This window comes from Pseudomonas sp. UBT (assembly GCF_050915955.1).
In the GTDB taxonomy this organism is placed as follows: Bacteria; Pseudomonadota; Gammaproteobacteria; order Pseudomonadales; family Pseudomonadaceae; genus Aquipseudomonas; species Aquipseudomonas antarctica_A.
Genome location: NZ_CP168079.1, coordinates 810,472 through 830,608, shown reverse-complemented (window position 1 = coordinate 830,608; position 20,137 = coordinate 810,472). Strand labels below are relative to the sequence as shown.

14 protein-coding genes are annotated in these 20,137 nt (G+C 59.3%); 6 read left to right on the top strand and 8 right to left on the bottom strand.

Translation table 11 applies throughout. The features are described from left to right. Positions 1 to 169: 169 nt before the first annotated feature. Positions 170 to 4,021, bottom strand: a complete 3,852-nt coding sequence (locus tag ACDZ94_RS03860) for a sensor domain-containing protein (protein WP_432751094.1) — start codon at positions 4,019 to 4,021, stop codon at positions 170 to 172. A 283-nt stretch (positions 4,022 to 4,304) separates the two neighbouring features. On the opposite strand from ACDZ94_RS03860, the gene ettA reads away from it, so the two are divergent. After that, positions 4,305 to 5,969: an energy-dependent translational throttle protein EttA gene (gene ettA / locus ACDZ94_RS03855; protein ID WP_221295673.1), complete on the top strand. Its 1,665-nt coding sequence runs from the start codon at positions 4,305 to 4,307 to the stop codon at positions 5,967 to 5,969. A gap of 350 nt (positions 5,970 to 6,319) precedes the next feature. Beyond that, positions 6,320 to 7,657, top strand: coding sequence for an NADP-specific glutamate dehydrogenase (gdhA, locus tag ACDZ94_RS03850; protein WP_064454212.1), 1,338 nt, complete (start codon positions 6,320 to 6,322; stop codon positions 7,655 to 7,657). Here gdhA and ACDZ94_RS03845 read toward each other — a convergent pair. Both ACDZ94_RS03845 and ACDZ94_RS03840 read right to left on the bottom strand, forming a co-directional pair. Continuing rightward, positions 7,654 to 8,151 carry a GreA/GreB family elongation factor gene (locus ACDZ94_RS03845; protein WP_064454211.1) on the bottom strand — a complete coding sequence of 166 codons (498 nt, stop codon included), beginning with the start codon at positions 8,149 to 8,151 and terminating at the stop codon, positions 7,654 to 7,656. The two genes, gdhA and ACDZ94_RS03845, sit on opposite strands and share 4 nt — an antisense overlap. A gap of 70 nt (positions 8,152 to 8,221) precedes the next feature. Further along, positions 8,222 to 8,578, bottom strand: coding sequence for a hypothetical protein (locus tag ACDZ94_RS03840; protein ID WP_221295672.1), 357 nt, complete (start codon positions 8,576 to 8,578; stop codon positions 8,222 to 8,224). A gap of 426 nt (positions 8,579 to 9,004) precedes the next feature. Between ACDZ94_RS03840 and ACDZ94_RS03835 the strand changes: the two genes are divergently transcribed. Continuing rightward, positions 9,005 to 9,295: a DUF3077 domain-containing protein gene (locus ACDZ94_RS03835; protein WP_262666306.1), complete on the top strand. Its 291-nt coding sequence runs from the start codon at positions 9,005 to 9,007 to the stop codon at positions 9,293 to 9,295. Positions 9,296 to 9,345: 50 nt separating this feature from the next. Here ACDZ94_RS03835 and ACDZ94_RS03830 read toward each other — a convergent pair whose 3' ends face one another. The 3 genes from ACDZ94_RS03830 to ACDZ94_RS03820 all read right to left on the bottom strand — a co-directional run bounded on the left by ACDZ94_RS03830 (position 9,346) and on the right by ACDZ94_RS03820 (position 12,806). Further along, positions 9,346 to 9,651 carry a chorismate mutase gene (locus ACDZ94_RS03830; RefSeq protein WP_432751093.1) on the bottom strand — a complete coding sequence of 102 codons (306 nt, stop codon included), beginning with the start codon at positions 9,649 to 9,651 and terminating at the stop codon, positions 9,346 to 9,348. Between the two features lie 721 nt (positions 9,652 to 10,372). Beyond that, entirely contained in the window at positions 10,373 to 12,226 is a 1,854-nt protein-coding gene (locus tag ACDZ94_RS03825; RefSeq protein ID WP_432751092.1) for an Lnb N-terminal periplasmic domain-containing protein, read from the bottom strand. 91 nt (positions 12,227 to 12,317) lie between these two features. Beyond that, complete coding sequence (locus tag ACDZ94_RS03820) at positions 12,318 to 12,806, bottom strand: DUF3015 domain-containing protein (RefSeq protein ID WP_017139294.1); 489 nt, start codon at positions 12,804 to 12,806, stop codon at positions 12,318 to 12,320. A gap of 267 nt (positions 12,807 to 13,073) precedes the next feature. Between ACDZ94_RS03820 and ACDZ94_RS03815 the strand changes: the two genes are divergently transcribed. Both ACDZ94_RS03815 and ACDZ94_RS03810 read left to right on the top strand, forming a co-directional pair. Beyond that, complete coding sequence (locus ACDZ94_RS03815; RefSeq protein WP_064454206.1) at positions 13,074 to 15,512, top strand: Lon protease family protein; 2,439 nt, start codon at positions 13,074 to 13,076, stop codon at positions 15,510 to 15,512. Positions 15,513 to 15,825: 313 nt separating this feature from the next. Then, entirely contained in the window at positions 15,826 to 16,155 is a 330-nt protein-coding gene (locus ACDZ94_RS03810; protein WP_262666305.1) for a hypothetical protein, read from the top strand. A gap of 3 nt (positions 16,156 to 16,158) precedes the next feature. On the opposite strand, the gene ACDZ94_RS03805 is transcribed toward ACDZ94_RS03810, so the two are convergent. Then, a complete protein-coding gene (locus tag ACDZ94_RS03805; RefSeq protein WP_432751091.1) occupies positions 16,159 to 17,982 on the bottom strand; it encodes a hypothetical protein in 1,824 nt (607 codons plus the stop codon). Positions 17,983 to 18,144: 162 nt separating this feature from the next. On the opposite strand from ACDZ94_RS03805, the gene ACDZ94_RS03800 reads away from it, so the two are divergent. Further along, positions 18,145 to 18,633, top strand: a complete 489-nt coding sequence (locus tag ACDZ94_RS03800) for a TIGR00645 family protein (protein WP_064454204.1) — start codon at positions 18,145 to 18,147, stop codon at positions 18,631 to 18,633. A 15-nt stretch (positions 18,634 to 18,648) separates the two neighbouring features. On the opposite strand, the gene ACDZ94_RS03795 is transcribed toward ACDZ94_RS03800, so the two are convergent. Further along, a complete protein-coding gene (locus ACDZ94_RS03795) occupies positions 18,649 to 20,082 on the bottom strand; it encodes an ArnT family glycosyltransferase (protein ID WP_407017095.1) in 1,434 nt (477 codons plus the stop codon). Positions 20,083 to 20,137 lie beyond the last annotated feature (55 nt).

The following is a 20,137-nucleotide window of genomic DNA, read 5'->3' as shown; positions in this document are numbered from 1 at the left end:
ATCGGGGGCAGAAAAGGAGGGCATTCTAACCCAAGCGCTTATTAGAAGGGATATGAAACATAGTCATGGCGATGAAGCGCCAGCTTCAAGTTGCAAGCCACAAGCCTCAAGTAAAAGCAGTTCCGCTCGTTCTTGCTGCTTGTAGCTTGCAACTTGCCGCTGCTCTTATTCAGTCGAACATGAACAGCGCATCATTGCTGAACTGCGCTTCAAACCGATTCGCCGGCATCGGCCGCCCGAATAAGTAGCCCTGCACTTCATCGCAGCCATGCTCACGCAGGAAGTCCAACTGCTCATGGGTTTCCACGCCCTCGGCGATCACCGCCAGGTTCAGGCTGTGGGCCATGGCGATAATGGCACGGGCGATCTGCGCATCTTGCTCGCCAGAGGGCAGGCCGTCGACAAAGGTGCGGTCGATCTTCAGCACATCGATGGGGAATTGCTTGAGGTAGTTGAGCGACGAATAGCCGGTGCCGAAGTCGTCCACCGCAATGCTCAGGCCGAGGTTTTTCAGGCTGGCGAGGATCTGCATGGCTTCGTTGACTTCGCGCATCAGGATACTTTCGGTCAGCTCCAGCTCCAGGCACGCCGGGGGCAGGCCGGTGTCCTTGAGAATGGTGGCGATGCGTTCGCCCAGTTGGCCATCCGAGAATTGCCGCGCCGAGATGTTTACCGAGACTTTCGGCACGCGCACCTTGTTCTGGTGCCAGCTCTTGAGCTGGCGACACGCTTCGCTGATCACCCAGTCGCCCACGTCCACCACCAGCCCCAGCTCTTCCAGCACGGGAATGAAGTCCCCGGGCGGCACCAGGCCTCGGCGCGGGTGCCGCCAGCGCAGCAGGGCTTCGGCGCCGGTCAAACGTTTGCCGTCGCCGCTGAATTGCGGCTGGTAATACAGCACGAACTCGTTCTGTTCCAAGGCGTGGCGCAGGTCGCTTTCCAGCTCCAGGCGCTCCAGGGCACTGGCGTTCATATCAGCCTGGTAAAACTGGAAGTTGTTCTTGCCGCGCTCTTTGGCGTGATACATCGCGGTGTCGGCGTTTTTCATCAGTTGGCTCAGCTCGTTGCCGTCCTGCGGGCTCAAGGCGATGCCAATACTGGCGGTTACAAAGAACTCGCGGCCTTCCAGTACAAACGGCTTCACCAGGCTCGCCAGAATCTGCTCGGCCACCGAGATCGCGCGGTTCAGCGCCATCTCACGGCTGACTCGAGGTTGCAGGAGCAAGGTGAATTCGTCACCGCCCATGCGCGCCACGGTGTCGTCTTCGGCCACGCAGCCCAGCAGGCGGGTGGCCATCTCCTTGAGCATGCGGTCGCCGGCGGCGTGGCCGAGGGAATCGTTGATCGGCTTGAAGCGATCGAGGTCGAGGAACATCAGCACCACCCAGGACTTCTGTCGCTCAGCCGACTGCAGCGCCGTGTGCAGGCGGTCCTGGAACAGGGTGCGGTTGGGCAGGTGGGTCAAGGCGTCGTAATACGCCAGACGGTGGATGCGCTGTTCGCTGGCCTTGCGCTCGCTGATATCGCTGAAGAAACACACGTAGCTGGCCAAGTCGCCTTCATCGTCAAATACGGCGGTAATGCCCACCCAGGCCGGGTAATGCTCGCCATTGCGTCGTTTGAGCCAGACTTCGCCTTCCCAGGTGCTGTGCTGGTGCAGTTGCTTGAGCACGTAGCGCAGGTGAGCTTCCTGTTGCTCATCGACAGTGAGCATGTTTGGCAACTGGTCGAGCACGTCTGCCACGGCATAGCCGCTGACCCGGCTGAACGCCTCGTTGGCCTGCACGATATAGCCCGCAGGGTCAGTGATCAAAATGGCTGAGGTTGAGTGTTCAAATACCGTGGCCGCCATGCGCAGGTCTTTCTCTGCGCGGCGTTGCTGGCTGATATCGCGGCCCACACCGAGGATGCCTTCAAACGCGCCATGCTCATCCCACACCAGCACCAGGCGCAACTCGATTGGCACTTTGCGCCCATCGGCGCGCAGGCAGTCGAACAGGAACAACTGGGTCTGTACTTCATCGCGCAGCTTGTTCAACGCGGCCACGTCGCCCAGCGCGCGGCTGACGTGTTCCACCAGGCTGTAAATGCCGCTCAGTTGTTGGGGGTTGGCAATGATCGACTGCCAGCCGTTCTTGAATACCCAGTCCACGTCATAACCCAGTACGGCGCTGACTGACGGGCTGACGTAGTTGAGGGCCAGGTGGCTGTCGGTGGAGCAGATTACGTCGCTGATGCTTTCGGCCAGCATGCGGTAGCGTTGCTCGCTGTCGCGCAGGGATTCGCTGGCTTCGATCTGATCGGTAATGTCCTTGGCCACGCCGATGATCCGCGTGACCTGCGCAGATTTGTCACGGGCCAGGGCCTGCTCGCGGATATCGAAGCATCGCCATTGGTTATTGCGGTGACGAAAGCGCAGCTGACATTGCAATTGGGTGCTGTAGCCGACTTCACGTTGCCGCTGGCGCAAGTCGTGGTAATGCTCGGCGTCTTCGGGGTGCAGCAGGATTTCCCAGAAATACTCACCCATTTGCTGCAGTTCGACTTTGTTGTAGCCGAGTGTGTGGCCCAAGTGATGGTTGCTGAAAATCATGCGCTGGCTGATCACGTCCTGCACATACAGGTGATCGGGCACGGTACGCACCACGTCCGACCAGAAGCTTTCGCGCTCGACCAGCGACAGCTCGATCAACTTGCGGCTGGTGATGTCGCTGATGCTGAGGATCACCGCCTTGAAGTCGTCTTGCTGCTCCGGCAGGCGCATCACCAGCCACAGGTATTGATCATTGCCGACGACGTCGTTGAGCTGGATTTCCAACTCCAGCTGTTTTTGCTGGGTCAGGACGGCCTCCAGCACCTGGTAACCGATGGCTGTGGCGTTGCGCGGGCAATCATCGATCAGCCGCTCCCACGCTTGCTCGCAAGAACTCACGTTCAGCAGGCGCACGGCCACTTGGTTGACCTCGGTGACGCGCAACTCCTTGAGCAGTTGTTGGCGCTCTTCGGCGTTGTTGCGCAACCAGGCCTGCAATTGTTCGCGGGTCTGCACTTTGGTCTTGTCGAAAAAAACCTTCAGGCCCGACAGGTCAAGCACGCACAGGGCCACGCCGGTGCCTTCGAAAATATCCTGATAACGCCTGCGGCCTTCATGCACCTGACGCTGACGGCGACGCATATTGAGCAACACAATCACCGGAATCAGCGAGAAGGCCAGGCCCAACAGGCATTTGCCGATAAACGCCGGCAGCAGTTGCTCCAGCACGGCGCCGCGGTCGAACAGCCCGCGCAATTGCCAGTCACTTTTGCTCAGGGGCGTGACCAACACGCTTTTATTCAGCTCATCCGGCGTCAGCGCAGACGCCCACTGTGCCGGCATGCCGGAATCGCGGCTGACCACGCGGTGGTTCAAGCGATTCTCGATGGCCCACATTGGGCGCTGGCCCTGGCCATCCTGGCGGGTGAGGTTGCTCAGATAGCTAGGCTCCAGGCGCAGGGCCCAGTACATTTTTGAGCCGCCACTGGGCTGCTGCAGCAACAGATATATGAGGGTGCCGTCGACATTGTTGCTCAGGTAATAAGGTTGCGAGTGGCTGCGCTGTACCAGCTCTTCAAGCCAGGCGCGGTCCTGGCTGTCTTTGGCGCTGTCACTGATCAACGCGCCGCTTGGCGCCAGCAAGGCGAAACTGCGCAGCTCCGGCAGCGAGCGTTGCAAGGTGCGCATCAGCGCTTGCTGTTGTTCGTCGTTGCGCGGCGGCTCGACCATCGGTAACAGGTTCAGGGCGATTTTTGCGCTCAGGGCCATGTTCAGGCTGATCTGTTCAGCCAGGTCGGCGCTGTAGTCAATGGTGTATTGCTGCTGGTTTTTCTGGTTTTGCTGCAATTGGTCCAGCAGTTGCCAGAACAATAACGCGAGCAACATAAGGACAAGCGTCGCCAATGCGCCTTTCAGGGTGCCGTGCAGGGGCGCTCCCGGCGCTATATGAGCGGCGCGCAGAGGAGTGGGCGGCGTGACTTTGGACAAGCTGTGATCCTGCGGTTTGGCTGGATTGGCGCGCGACGTGCACTATAAGCCGGACGCCCGGAGGGCGGCTAGCATGCCTTGAGTTGTGGCAAAGTGCCAGTCCCGCTTGGCTGGACTGCCCAAGCGCATTCAGGTAGCTTTGCCGGTTACGCGAGGGCGTTCCAGCCCCAGACTTCAGGCTTTTTTCGCACGCAGGCATTGATCACCATCAACGGCCCGCGCGGCGCATGGCCTGCACGGGCTTCGCCCGCTTAACTCATCAGTCACTGACGCTAGGTTCACCATGGCTCAATACGTCTTCACCATGCATCGGCTGGGAAAAGTTGTTCCGCCGAAGCGGGAAATCCTGAAAAACATTTCGCTGTCCTTCTTCCCAGGCGCCAAGATCGGCGTGCTCGGCCTCAACGGTTCGGGTAAGTCCACATTGCTGAAAATCATGGCCGGCGTCGACACCGAGTTCGAAGGCGAAGCCCGCCCGATGCCCGAACTGAACATCGGCTACCTGCCGCAAGAGCCAATCCTGGACCCGACCAAAACCGTGCGCGAAGTGGTCGAGGAAGCGGTCAGCGTGATCAAGAATGCCCAGGCCCGCCTGGACGAGGTGTACGCCGCCTACGCCGAAGAAGATGCCGACTTCGACAAGCTGGCCGCCGAACAGGCCAAGCTCGAAGCCATCCTGCAGGCCGGCGACGGTCACAACCTGGAGCGCCAGCTGGAAGTCGCCGCCGATGCGCTGCGCCTGCCGGCGTGGGACGCCAAGGTCGAATTCCTGTCCGGTGGTGAAAAGCGTCGTGTGGCCCTGTGCCGCCTGCTGCTGTCGGCACCCGACATGCTGCTGCTCGACGAACCGACCAACCACTTGGACGCCGATTCTGTCGCCTGGCTGGAACACTTCCTTCACGACTTCCCGGGCACCGTGGTTGCGATCACGCACGACCGGTACTTCCTGGACAACGTCGCCGGCTGGATCCTCGAGCTCGACCGTGGCGCCGGTATTCCTTACGAGGGTAACTACTCCGGTTGGCTGGAAGCCAAGTCCGACCGTCTGGCCGCCGAATCCAAGCAGCAATCGGCTCACGAAAAAGCCATGAAGGAAGAACTGGAGTGGGTGCGCAAAGGCGCCAAGGCCCGCCAGTCCAAATCCAAGGCACGTCTGCAACGCTTTGAAGAAATGCAGTCGCAGGAATTCCAGAAGCGCAGCGAAACCAACGAGATCTACATCCCGGCGGGTCCGCGCCTGGGTGACAAGGTCATCGAGTTCAAGAACGTTTCCAAAGGCTATGGCGACCGCGTGTTGATCGATAACCTGTCGTTCTCGATGCCAAAAGGCGCGATCGTCGGCGTTATTGGTGGTAACGGTGCGGGTAAATCCACGCTGTTCCGCATGCTGATGGGCAAGGAAACCCCGGATTCTGGCACCATCGAAGTCGGCGAAACCGTGCAGTTGGCCTGTGTCGACCAGAGCCGCGATGACCTGGATGGCAGCAAGACCGTGTTCCAGCAGATCTCCGACGGCTCTGACCAGATCCGCATCGGCAACTATGAAATCCCGTCGCGCACCTACGTCGGCCGTTTCAACTTCAAGGGCGGCGACCAACAGAAGTTCGTCAAGGACCTGTCCGGTGGTGAGCGCGGTCGCTTGCACCTGGCCCTGACCCTGAAAGAGGGCGGCAACGTCCTGCTGCTCGACGAACCGTCCAACGACCTCGACGTTGAAACCCTGCGTTCCCTGGAAGAAGCCCTGTTGGACTTCCCGGGCGCCGCCATTGTGATCTCTCACGATCGGTGGTTCCTTGACCGCGTCGCGACCCACATCCTGGCGTACGAAGACGACTCCCAAGCAGTGTTCTTCGAAGGTAACTACACCGAGTACGAAGCGGACCGTAAAAAGCGTTTGGGCGAAGCTGCTGCCCAGCCGCACCGTGTACGGCACAAAAAACTGGCCTGAGTCGGGCTGGTTTGAAAAAAGCGGAGCCTTCGGGCTCCGCTTTTTTGTGCGCGTTATTCAGGTGGACCGCGTTGAATTCATTCGCGAGCAAGCCCGCTCCCACATTCGACCGCATTCCAAAGTGGGAACCCGATCAAATGTGGGAGCGGGCTTGCTCGCGAAGGCGCTTTAACGGTTGGTGCATGCCTTGAGTTGAAATCCCTCTCATGGTGCAAAAAAGCACAATAATTTATATCTAATGCACCATTTAAATTCACAAAAGCGACATTTTGCGCTTTTCAGGTGCAACATGAATTGCTAAGGTCCGGCTCAATCTCCTTTAAAAACAATCAATTTGCCGAGACATTTCCATGATCGAATCTGTCGAATCCTTCCTTGCCCGCCTCAAGAAACGCGACCCCGACCAGCCGGAATTCCACCAAGCCGTAGAGGAAGTCCTGCGCAGTTTGTGGCCGTTTCTTGAAGCCAACCCCCACTACCTGACCTCGGGCATCCTGGAGCGCATCTGCGAACCGGAACGTGCGATCACCTTTCGGGTGTCGTGGGTGGATGATCACGGCAAGGTTCAGGTCAATCGCGGGTTCCGCATCCAGATGAACAGCGCCATCGGTCCCTACAAAGGCGGCCTGCGCTTCCACCCGTCGGTGAACCTGGGCGTGCTCAAGTTCCTCGCTTTCGAACAGACCTTCAAAAACTCGCTGACTTCGTTGCCCATGGGCGGCGGCAAAGGCGGTTCGGACTTTGATCCCAAGGGCAAGAGCGACGCCGAAGTCATGCGTTTCTGCCAGGCGTTCATGAGCGAGTTGTACCGCCACATTGGTGCGGACGTGGACGTGCCGGCCGGTGATATCGGCGTGGGCGCCCGCGAAATCGGCTTCCTGTTTGGCCAGTACAAGCGTCTCAGCAACCAATTCACCTCCGTGCTGACCGGCAAAGGCATGACTTACGGTGGCAGCCTGATTCGCCCCGAAGCCACCGGTTTCGGCTGTGTGTACTTCGCCGAAGAAATGCTCAAGCGCAGTGGTCAGCGAGTTGAAGGCAAACGCGTGGCTGTGTCCGGCTCGGGTAACGTGGCGCAATACGCGGCACGCAAGGTCATGGACCTGGGCGGCAAGGTCATTTCTCTGTCCGACTCCGAAGGCACCCTGTACGCCGAAAGCGGTTTGACCGAGGAGCAATGGTCGGCCCTGCTGGCGTTGAAAAACGTGCAGCGCGGTCGCATCAGTGAATTAGCCGAGCGTTTTGGCCTGGAGTTCCGCAAAGGCAAAGCCCCTTGGGAGTTGGCCTGCGACATCGCCCTGCCGTGCGCCACCCAGAACGAACTGGACGCCGACGCCGCCCGCACGTTGCTACGCAACGGCTGCATCTGCGTGGCCGAAGGCGCCAATATGCCGACCACGCTTGAGGCTGTGGATATCTTTATTGAGGCGGGCATTCTGTTCGCGCCGGGCAAGGCATCCAATGCCGGCGGCGTGGCCGTCAGTGGCCTGGAAATGTCGCAGAACGCCATGCGCCTGCTGTGGACGGCAGGCGAGGTGGACAGCAAGCTGCACAGCATCATGCAGTCGATCCACCATGCCTGCGTGCATTACGGTGAAGAAAACGGTCGGGTCAATTATGTGAAGGGCGCGAACATCGCGGGTTTCGTGAAGGTGGCTGACGCGATGCTGGCGCAAGGTATCGTTTAAGTCTCGGGTTCGACCTGCAGCACTTCAATCATTTGATCGCCGACGGGGCGTTTCCACAGCACCTCGTCGCCCACCTGGGCGCCCAGCAATGCGCGGCCTAAAGGCGAGCCCCAATTGATGAGGTTAGCGTGGGCATCGGCCTGGTCTTCCCCCACCAATTGAATGCGCTGCTGCTCGTCCTGCTCGTTGGCGAAGGTGACCCAACTGCCGATCTGCACCTTGTCGGTGGAAGTGGCCGGCGCCACGACTTGGGCGCTTTGCACGCGCTGGTTGAAGTAGCGCAAATCCCGCTCAAGATCCGCTTGGCGCTGCTTATCGGCTGTTTCGCCTTTGGCGGACTCCACGCTGTATTCCTGCTGTAACTGCGCGACCTTGGCCTGCAACTGCGCCAACCCTTTTGCGGTCAGGCGATTGGGTTGTTCACTGACCTGGCGCTCCACCGGCTGATCGGCCTGGGCGGCGGCGTTGTCCTCGTTAACAAAAGCTCGGCTCATGACATTCTCCCTCTATGGAGTTTGGGCCATAGTCGCCGGGCTTTAGTTTCGCTGGATGTCTGAAAGCGACCTATTGCGCGCGATAAGCCCTGCCTGCGTCGCGGTCTTTCTCTTGCTGCCAGGCACGCTCACGGTCATCCCAGTGGTTGTCCTTGTAGTCACGCAACTCTTCGTTCTCGCGCATGGCCTTGCACTGGCGAAAGCCATCTTCCCAGCCTTCAGCGTACTCGCGGTCCTTCAGATAGCGCGGTACGTTCTTGCGAAACTCCCCGCTGATCACCCCTGCGGCCTGGCGACCGCTGCTGCAACCGTCATCAAAGCCATCGGCAAAGGCCGGTGGATAACCTTTGGCCAGCAACTCCTGGTGGGTTGATTGGCAACCCGACAACCACACTACCGCGCACAGCATTACCGCAGACCGCCACATGGCGTACTCCCTGGCCGTTTCCCGGCTGATAGGGGAAGTCTAGTCAGGGATTTGTTGGGGCGGTGTGAAAGAGAGGTGAGAAAGGTGTTGGGCTAAAGGGCCATCAACGACGATTCTCTTTAAATTGCAGGACGTTTCCTAGAGAATCCCTGGCCTATTGTGCCTTAGGGTTTGAGTGTCTAGCCTCCTCGGGTCGCTGCAAAACAGCGATTGGGTTTAGCGACCCGAGAAACGTAGGTACAACTTCCTCAACTCCTTTGGCTCGCGCTTTTGCCTGCCTTATCGTGTTATGGCGGCTGTGCGCGGGAGACCTTCGGGTCTACCGGGTTCCTAGGTTACCGGTTCGCTAACCCGCGTACAGCTGCCACCTCTCCATGTTTAGCGACGTGCTGTGGCGGTTCTTACTTATTAACCTAAGGAAAAACCATGTCTAAAGTCGTCCCCGATCCACCCCTGTCCTCAATCGCCACCCTAGGCGTCGTCACCTTCGGCGACTACGGCGAAAACGCAAAACCGCTGTTCCGCGTCAATGCCGGCATGCCGATTGATGAAGCGCTGGAACACGCCTCCACTTTGCTTTTCTACTCCAAGAAACTCGCGATGGAAGCCGCCATGGATGTGCGCGGCGAACAATACGCCTGGGCTGCGCATTATCTGTGTGAGATGGGCAAGGCCGTCGTAGACGACCTGACCCAAGCGATGACGCCCGCCACCTAAAGGCTGGCACTGCCATTGTGGCGAGCAGGCTTGTCGAATCGCCACAGGGGTTATGTCGCCTGGTTGATCGCCAGTGCGGCATGCTCAGCCAACTCCTGCTGGATAAACCCTGCAATCATCGCGCGATACACCTGCTCAGTGACCTCAGGGTTGGCGCCCACGGTCTGCGATAAACCCCGGACCTTGGCGATCACCTGTTCAACCCGTTGCGGCGCCTTGACGCCGTCCGAGTCTTTTTTGAAGCGAGCGGCCTGGGAAACGTAGTGGCCGCGTTCAGCGAGCAGGGTGACGATTTGCTGGTCGAGGCGGTCGATGTTGGCGCGGACTTCTTCAAGGGTGGTGCAGTTAACGGCCATGTTGATGGAGCTCCTGACTGGGCGGGAAATGCAGTGCATCTGACTATACGCGAGCCAAATGTGGGAGCGGGCTTGCTCGCGAATGCGGTGGGTCAATCAATACATCATTGCCTGAACGGCCGTCATCGCGAGCAAGCCCGGCTCCCACATTTTTGAACTGCGGCGGGCACAGAATTCAGGCCTGGCACAAAACAAGTGTGGGAGCTGGCTTGCCTGCGATGGCGGTGGGTCAGTCAGCCTAGCCGTTACCGATGCACCGCATTCGCGGGCAAGCCCGGCTCCCACATTTTTGAACTGCGGCGGGGGCAGAATTCAGGCCAGGCACGAACAACTGTGGGAGCTGGCTTGCCTGCGATGGCGGTGGGTCAGTCAGACTATCCGCTGCTGATACATCGCATTCGAGGGCAAGCCCGGCTCCCACATTTTTGAACTGCGGCGGGCACAGAATTCAGGCCAGGCACAAAACAAGTGTGGGAGCTGGCTTGCCTGCGATGGCGGTGGGTCAGTCAGCCTGGCCGTTACTGATGCACCGCATTCGCGAGCAAGCCCGGCTCCCACATTTTTGAACTGCGGCGGGCGCAGAATTCAGGCCTGGCACAAAACAAGTGTGGGAGCTGGCTTGCCTGCGATGGGGGCGGGTCAGTCAGCCTAGCCGTTACTGATACACCTCGTTCGCGAGCAAGCCCGGCTCCCACATTGGGTCATCGCCGGGGCTTACAGATCAGTAGTGGTACCACTTCACTTCAAGCATCACTTCATTCACGGGTGTCGACAAGTGGCTGTATTCGCGCTGGGCGCTAAGGCGCAGGCCGAGGTTGCGCGACAATTCCCACTGCTGGTTCAGGCTCACACTACGGCGCACTTCACCATTGGTGAAGAAATCCCCTTTGGCTTCCAGGCTCAAATTCCCCAGCGGATTTTTCCACAGCAGGCCCGTGTTGAAACCGGCAGCAGGGGAGATGGCCTCGCTGAAATCGTTGTTGTGTTCCACGCGCACGGTGCCGAGGGCGAAGCCGAGCATGTCGTCGCTCAGTTGCCAGGTGCCGCCGGCGCCGCCGTTGACGTGAGAGACCAGGGTTTGGTCGTCGTGTTTACCCGGCACGCGCTCCAGGCCACCGGTGACTTGCCATGACCAAGGCTGCAACAGGGCGTTGCGTGGGGTCAGGGAGCGGATGGTGGCCAGGTCCAGTTGTTGCAGTTGCCAGTGATTGCCTTCGTACTGGCGCAGTTTCATTTGCAGGATTTCAATCTGCGCGCCCAAGGGGAAACCTTCGGCGTTGTCGTTAAGGTCGTGGTAGGCCATGCGCAGGCCGTATTCGCCGAAAGTTTTGTTACCACGAGTGCCGACGCCGGCTTGCCAGGTGCGTGATTCATGGCCATCTTCGGGCAGGCCCGGGCGCTCGATTTTGAGGTCGGGCGCGGGGTTCTGGTTGATCGCACGCAGCAGTTCGAAGCTGCGTTGGGAGCGTTCGGTGTCGCGCTCCAGGCCGTTGGCGCGGTAGCGGCCCAGGCGATAGGCGGCGTCGATGATCAGCGCTTGGCGATCGCGGGGCAGGGCTTTGAAGGCCGGCGCCTGCAATTGTTTCTGGTCGTCGCTGACTTTCAGCACCCATTGTTGCTCGTCGCCATCCAGCGGTTTGGCGCGTTCAAGCAGCTCACGTTCACGCGACGGGCGGTAATCAATTTTCTCCACCAAACCTGCTTCTTTTACCGCCTTTACGGTATCGGTCGGGATTGCGGTCAGTGGGAATTGCTCGGTCAGGCGCAGGCTCGGGCGCGCCACTTGCAGCAGTTCCAGCAGGCGGTAGGAGCAGTTTTCGTCGAAGAAGAAGTAGTCGAACTGGATCTGCTTGAGCTCCCACACGTGCCTGACCATGCGCTCGGTCTCGAGCCGGGTCAGGTTGAGGCGGTATTCCCACAGGTCGCGGTTCTCGAGGCTACGGTATTCCGAGAGCTTTTCTTGGTACGGCACCAGAGCGAACAGGCCGGGATAGCCGCCCATCAGGCCTTTCCAGGCATAGAGAATGCTGTTGTCGGAGCCTTCGATATAGGCGCCGAAGTTAATCGCGTAGCTGAGCAGGGCGGTGTTGTTGCTTTGTACGTCAGCCTGGTCGATGCGCAGCAGCGTGTGGCCGAACATCGACGACGGGCTATTGAGGTAGGCCGCCGGGAAGATCATTACCGCGCTGTGGGGCGCGACGTCCTTGAACCATTGGGTGAATTCTTTGCACTCCAGGGCAGGCAGATCGGTCAGGTGCAACTGTTCCTTCAGCCAGCGGGTGCGTGCAGGGTAAACGCATTGGGCATGTTTTTCACCCAGGCTTGCCGGAGCATACAGCGCTTCAACGGTGGCCTTGAGCTCGGCGTCCGGGTGGTGGGCGCCATCGGGGGCGAGGAAGAATTTCTTGTCGCTGACATAGCTGCGCCAGCCTTTGAGCTTGCCGGCTTCGTAATGGCCCAAAGACAGCCAGAATGGATCGTTGGCCAATTGCTGCAAACGTTGATCATCAATATGCGGGGCCGCGTATAGCGGGGCGCAGGCGAAGAGTGCCAACCAGGCAAAGCGTTTGAGCATAGGGGCAACTTAAGTCGGAAATAGTGAGACCCAAAGGGGAGGCGGGCCCAAAAGTAAAACCCGCGCCTCGTAAGGCGCGGGCGGGTCGAGCTTAAGCCTGGGTAGCGTATTTCGCCAGGCGGGTATCGCTTTTCAGTACAGCCAGGGTGTTGTTGTGCACGTCGTCAGCGGTCACGTCAGCCTTGCTGAAGATTTGCTGGAAGTGCTCGTGGGTCACGGCAGCAAAGTGCTCGCGATCTTCCGGTGCAACGCCCAGTACCACGGCATAGGTGGTCAGCGCTTCGCCGTTGCCCTTGGCCATGTCTTCGGACAGCTCGTTCATCATGCCATTCATGGCAATCCAGGACTTGCCGCCGTAGGTCAGGGCGCTGTTGGTGCTGCAACCGTTGGTGCCCGAGGTCATGCCGAAGGTGGCGTTACCCGAGGTGCCGTTGGTGGTGGAAGCGAGGAAGTGAGCTGGCGTACCGCGCTGGCCTTCGAACAACATGTTGCCCCAACCGCAGTTCGGGCCACCTGGTGATTCAGCCATTGCATTGAGGGAGACAACGGTGAAGAGAGTACCAAGAAGGATCCGTTTCATAGCTTTGTTCTCTTTGTGTGCAAACCAATGGACAAGGGTTCAGGCGCGTTGCAGCGCCCTAGGGGCCAGTTATTAGTCCAACCCGCGCAGTTTGGAGTTTAGGCACGTTCCTGGGGTTCCGTTATTTTTTATAAAACAAACCGAGTTGTCGCGTTTTTTTTGTAGGAGGCCTCCCGTGTCTATGCTTTCCCAAAGGCGCGCCTTGCCAGAGCGCGTAACCGAGAGCCAGAATGCCGTCATCTGCCCCGCCTGATGTAAGGAAGCCCGATGCCTGATCCTGTTGCTGCCAGCCTGCGTCTAGCGCCTGAAGCGCTGACTCGCCCTTTCTCCGCTGAACAGTTCAGCTTCTCGACCACTAATGATTTGGAGCCCTTTCGCGGTGTGCTTGGCCAGGAACGTGCGGTTGAAGCCTTGCAGTTCGGCGTGGCCATGCCACGCCCCGGTTACAACGTGTTTGTCATGGGCGAGCCGGGTACCGGCCGCTTTTCGTTCGTCAAACGCTACCTGAAGGCCGAAGGCAAACGCCTGCAGACCCCGGCGGACTGGGTCTATGTGAATAATTTCGATGAGCCGCGCGAACCGCGCGCCCTGGAATTGCCCGGCGGCGCTGCTGCGGCTTTCATTGCCGACATCAATGGGTTGGTCGACAACCTGGTCGCTACGTTCCCCGCTGTTTTCGAACACCCGACCTATCAACAGCGCAAAAGCGCCATCGACCGCGCCTTCAACCAGCGTTACGACAAGGCGTTGGACGTGATCGAACGCCTGGCCCTGGAAAAGGACGTGGCGCTGTACCGCGACAGCTCCAACATCGCCTTCACCCCGATGCTCGACGGCAAAGCGCTGGACGAAGCGGAGTTCTCGCAACTGCCAGAGGCTGATCGCGAGCGTTTCCACACGGATATTTCCGAACTGGAAGAACGCCTTAACGAAGAACTGGCGAGCCTGCCGCAGTGGAAGCGTGAATCCAACAACCAACTGCGTCAGTTCAACGAAGAAACCATCACCCTGGCCCTGCAACCTTTGCTGGCGCCGCTGTCGGAAAAGTACGCGGAAAACGCGGGTGTTTGCGGTTACCTGCAAGCCATGCAGGTGTACCTGCTCAAAACCGTGGTCGAGCAACTGGTGGACGACGCCAAGACCGACGCCCAGGCCCGCAAGCTGCTCGAAGAGCAATATTGCCCGAGCCTGGTGGTCGGCCACCCGGTCAACGGCGGTGCGCCGGTAGTGTTTGAGCCGCACCCGACCTACGACAACCTGTTCGGCCGTATCGAATACAGCACCGACCAGGGCGCGCTCTACACCACGTATCGCCAGCTGCGTCCGGGCGCTTTGCACCGTGCCAATGGCGGTTTCCTGATTCTGGAAGCCGAAAAAATGCTCAGCGAGCCGTTTGTGTGGGACGCCCTCAAGCGTTCCCTGCAGTCGCGCAAACTGAAGATGGAATCGCCACTGGGCGAGCTCGGCCGCCTGGCCACCGTGACCCTCAACCCGCAAATGATTCCGTTGCAGGTCAAGGTCATCATTATCGGTTCGCGCCAGTTGTACTACGCGTTGCAGGATGCCGATCCGGACTTCCAGGAGATGTTCCGCGTACTGGTGGATTTCGACGAAGACATCCCGATGGTGGACGAGAGCCTGGAGCAGTTCGCCCAGTTGCTCAAAACCCGCACCTCGGAAGAAGGCATGGCGCCGCTGACGTCGGACGCAGTGGCGCGTCTGGCGACCTACAGCGCACGCCTGGCGGAACACCAGGGGCGTTTGTCGGCGCGTATCGGCGATTTGTTCCAGCTGGTGAGCGAGGCGGATTTCATTCGCCATCTGGCGGGCGATGAGATGACCGATGCCGGGCATATCGAACGCGCGCTCAAGGCCAAGGCCACGCGTACCGGGCGTGTGTCGGCGCGGATTCTCGACGACATGCTCGCCGGGGTCATCCTGATCGACACCGCCGGTGCGGCCGTCGGCAAATGCAACGGGCTGACGGTGCTGGAAGTCGGCGACTCGGCCTTCGGTGTACCGGCGCGGATTTCCGCCACGGTGTACCCGGGCGGCAGTGGCATCGTCGACATCGAGCGCGAGGTTAACCTTGGCCAGCCGATTCACTCCAAAGGCGTGATGATCCTTACCGGTTACCTGGGCAGCCGTTATGCCCAGGAATTCCCGCTGGCGATCTCGGCGAGTATCGCGCTGGAGCAGTCCTACGGTTATGTGGACGGCGACAGTGCCTCCCTTGGCGAGGCGTGCACCTTGATTTCGGCGTTGTCGAAGACGCCGCTCAAGCAGTGCTTTGCCATCACCGGCTCGATCAACCAGTTTGGCGAAGTGCAGGCGGTGGGTGGGGTCAACGAGAAGATCGAAGGCTTCTTCCGCCTGTGCGAAGCGCGCGGGTTGACCGGCGAGCAGGGTGCGATCATTCCGCAAGCCAACGTCGCCACGTTGATGCTCGACGAGAAGGTGCTGCAAGCCGTGCGCGACGGGCAGTTCCACATCTACGCCGTGCGTCAGGCGGATGAGGCGTTGAGCTTGTTGGTCGGTGAGCCGGCCGGTGAGCCGGACGAAGAGGGGCAATTCCCGGAAGGCACGGTGAATGCGCGCGTGGTGGAGCGTTTGCGCGCGATTGCCGAGATGATCAGCGAGGACGACTTGAAGGAAGCGGAGAAGGAGCTGGCGCAGCAGGCGTTGGCGGAAGCCAAGCCGAGCTGATTGTCGTGACGCGGTCAGTGTGGGAGCGGGCTTGCTCGCGAAGGCGGTGGATCAGTCATTAACAATGTGTCTGACCGACCGCATTCGCGAGCAAGCCCGCTCCCACATTGGATCAGCGGAGTATTTGGAAACGGCGGTGAATTCGCCACTAAATTGACTCCATTCTCAGGGGCCAACGCCCGTTGGTCCCTACAGCCTTGGTTTGTACTGGTTTTATTCTATTCTGAGCTTAAGGGATATCTACAGGAGTCGCTGGACAGAGACAGCTTCGCCACGCGCGAGGTTGAACACCGATCTACCGAGGGTCGCCGCCATGCCGCGCAACCTTTGCCTTACCCGCCAATGTTTGGGCCTGGTTACCCGTATCGAATGCTCCATTCGCCCTCTCGCGGGGGATAACGGGATGTGGACGTTGTTGTTTGCCGCTGGAATGACCGGCGAACAGCCTTCCACCATCAAGTCCCAAGGCCCGTTTCATGGGCCCTTCGTGGCAGAAACCATCCTGCAATCGATTGTTGAAAGCCTGACCCTGCACGGGTACGCGCTGGCCGATGACCCGCAGATCTGGTGCCTGCATTTGCAGGCACATCTGCGACAACTCAATGGTGGGCGAGCCCAGACGGTCAGTGATACCCATCACTGAGCATTATTTGCTTTCGGGTTTGTCCAGCTTCACTTCAAAACCGTATTGCACGGTGCCGAGGTCGGTGCGCTGGTAGCTTTCCAGCGTCGTCGGCTGGCCGTAGAAATAAAACACGTCAAACAGCGCCGTGCCGTACTCCTCGGCGCGGTGGCTCACACCGAGAATTTCCTTGAGGTAGTTGCCGCTCGCGTCCTTGGCGTAGAAACGCCAGCTGTCGGCGGGGAACTCTTTTTGATCGACAATCAGCGCGTTGTCCTTCAGCGACAGGCCTTTAGGCAGCTTGCCCACGTCAATCGTGGCTTTTTCGATCGTGGCCAGGAACAGCGGTACCGAGCCCACCACAAAGGCCGGGTTTTCCGGGAACAGGTTGAGGTCGTAAGTGAGCGTGCCGCTGCCTGCATTCAACTCGAAGGCTTCGGTCGGCAACTCGATGGGCTCGCCGCGTTCGCCTTTGTCGTCCGCTGTGAAGAACGTAATAGGCGACTCGCCGCTGTTGCGATCAGCGCCGACCAGGTCGTCATTGAACGTGAAAGGGTGGTCAAACACGATTTTCGCGGCACTGGCGTCTTCGGTCGACTGGCTGATCGTCACGCTTTTTTTCAGTTGATCTTCGGTCATCGCGGCGTCTTTGAGCCAACTGGCGGCGCCGTCGTCATACACCGTGACCGGCATCGGCAGGGCTTGCACGGTCTTCTGCAGGCTGTTCTTGTCGAAGCGCATCACCGGCAGGTCGAGGTCCTTGCGGGTGAGCGTGGCCTTGGAGAAGTCCAGTACATCGACCTGCAGGGTGTCGATCAGGCCATTGAAATACACCTTGGCGTAGTGGCTGCCTTGTTTATGTTCGAAGGCTTTTTGCTCGTCCGTCAGTTGCTTTTCAAAGGCATCCGACCAGGTCGTCTGTTTTTGCATCTCGGCCAGTTGTTTCTCGTAGAACGCCACTTGCGCAGCATTCTCGTTGATCGAGCCCGAGCGGGTGAGAAATTGCCCAGTACTGTCACGTGCCTGTACCAGTAAGGGGTTCGGTGATTCGTCGCCGACCTCCGGTGCGAGCGGCTCGCTGTTGGTCAGTTCGATCTCGGCGTAGTTTTTCTCAAGCAGCAGCAGGTTGAGGGTGATATTGCCCTCGGTGCGTTTGTGGCCCACGTCTTTTTTCGACAAGTCGAACGTCAGCACCTTGCCTGGCGCGACCACTTCAACCGCGCCCTTGAGGCTGACGGGCTGCGGCTGGCTCTTGTTGTCGGTCTCGATACCCTCGATGAACGGGTAAGTCACGGTCAGGTCATCGGGGTTGGTCAGGTTCGAACTGCTCGGGCTCAGTTGGATGCCTGGATCGGTTTCCGACCATTCCGGCTGAAAGGGGATGACTTTATTGTTGCTCAAGGTCACCGACTGCCATTCCTGGCCGTGGGGGAAGGGGAACTGGTCCGGGGTGTTGAAGTTGAACGGGAACACCGGCTGCAAATCCGTCAGGTAGTCGGAGTGTGACGCTTTGCGCAGCACGAACAGGCCATTGATGTAGGTGTCCACCAAGGCTTGGGGCGTGGGGTAGTGCTTGAGCAGGGCGAGAGTGTCTTCGCCGTATTCGGCTTCGATGGGCTTGTTGGCGAGTTTGACCCGCGCCCGCTCCAGCAACAGCAGCGAGCCGCCGAGGTCGGCGATGGCATCTCTGAGTTTGGGGTCTTGAATGGTGTCCAGTGACTGTTCGAATTTCGCGGTTTTTTCTTCGAGGGTGACCTGCTTCTGCTCTTCTTTGGGAGAGCAGCCGCCGGCCATCAGCAACGCCGCACACAGGCCGATTGTGGCCAAAGGGGATCGCACATCCATCATCTGAATCTTCCTGTCCGACATCATCGAGCCGAGTTAATGGACTCGACACTAGCAGAAAAATTCTCTTACAGATGCCGCCCAGGTCAGTTTTCTCGCGGTTACAGGTGTTTGGTAGCGGCTGGTATACTCGCCGCCATTTTTAGCCACGCTGTGTGAGATCCGATGGAACGCTTTATTGAAAATGCTATGTACGCCTCGCGTTGGCTACTGGCCCCGATTTATTTCGGCCTGTCCCTGGGGTTGCTGGCGCTGGCGCTGAAATTTTTCCAGGAGGTGATTCACCTGCTGCCGAGCGTGTTCTCGATGGCCGAGTCGGAACTGATCCTGGTGCTGCTGTCGTTGATCGATATGGCGCTGGTCGGTGGCTTGTTGGTGATGGTGATGATCTCCGGCTATGAGAACTTCGTCTCGCAGCTGGATATCGATGAGGATAAGGAAAAACTCAACTGGCTGGGCACCATGGACTCCTCGTCACTGAAGATGAAGGTGGCAGCCTCCATCGTGGCGATTTCGTCCATTCACCTGCTGCGCATCTTCATGGACGCCAAGAACGTCGATCCGCAGCATTTGATGTGGTACGTGATCATCCACATGACCTTCGTGATCTCGGCGTTCGCCATGGGTTACCTGGACAAAGTCACCAAGCACTGATGCCCGGCGCCGGCCTTACTGCTCGACGAAGTAGTAAGGCTGGCGACCGATTGCCATCTGCTTGATCACGCTGACCTTCTCAGCCAGTTGCTCGGGGCGGTCCAGCAGCGCCATGTTGCCGGGCTTGGCTGCAAGAAAACTACGCAGCTCAGCTTCGGTTTGCAGGATCGGCAAATAGCCCTGCAGATAGAACACGCTGGCCCCGGCGATGCGTTCGTTGGGCTGGAACAGCACCACCTCCTTGCCTTCGGTTTGATAAGCCTTGGCCTGACTGACCACCGGTACGAAGGACTCGCGCAAGTCAGCTTTTGGTGCAAACCAGAAGGCGGCCGTCATGTAACTGACGATCAACAGCGTGAACACACCGCTGATCACGCCGCGGTGATAACGGTACAGCGCCGGCTTATGCGCTTTGAGCCATTCCAACAGCACCCCTGCATATTCCGCTGCAAGTACGGCGGCTGCCGGTGTCAGTGCCATCAAGTAAACCACGCGCTTGCTGGACGCCAGGGTCAGCAGGGTGAATTGCGCCACCAGCCACACGCTGAAAAACAGGCGGTAGCGGTTACGTACCAGGCTTTTGCGGAAATGCCACAGGCCCAGGTACACCAGAATGTTCCAGGGCAGGAAGGCCTCGGGCAGTTTTGCAATGTAGTAATAGAACGGCTCGTAGTGCCCAGCCTCGACAAACGAACCGCTGAAACGCCCAACGCTGTTGGTCCACAACACTTCGGCCACGGCCTGCATGCCGCCACGCTGGAACAGAAACCCCAGCCAGATCAGCAGCGGCACCAGCGCCAGCAGCGTGAACAGCCCAGGCTTGAGCCAGTCGCCGATGCGCAGGCGCTTGTCCATTACGCTGGTGCTGAGCAGGTACACAAAAATCACAATGCCCGGCATCGCCAGGCCGAGTACGCCTTTGCTCAACGTCGCGATGGCCATCCCGACGGTAAACAACGCCCACGCCCAAACACTGGAACCTTGACGCTCGGGCCGCACGGCCTGGTAGAACGCCAGCAACGCAGTGGTCACACCGAGGCTGAGCAATGAATCCTCACCCACGCCGCGCACGTTGCCCCAGTAACTGGCCATGGTCGCGAGGATCAGCGCCGCGCAGAACGCCATAGTCTGTGGCCGCCCGAACTTGCGCAGCATTGCGTAAAACAGCATCACGCTGAACAGCCCGGCAAACGCTGACGCCAAGCGCACCGCCCACGTTGTGCCACCGAACAGGCGAATCGCTCCGGCATCCAACCAAAGGCTCAGGGGTGGTTTTTCCAGGAACGGCTCACGAAACAGGCGTGGGATAACCCAGTCATTGTCCAGGTGCATGGCCATGGCGATCCCGGCAACGCGGGCTTCGGTGGAGCCTTGCAGCTCATGACTGCCAAGGGCGAAGAAGAACAACACACCAACGAGAAGGAGCAGCAGAGAAACGGGACGCGTCATAGGTTCTGGCTACCGGGGCAAGGGGCCGTTCGGGGGAACGGCCGTGGCGATCGGC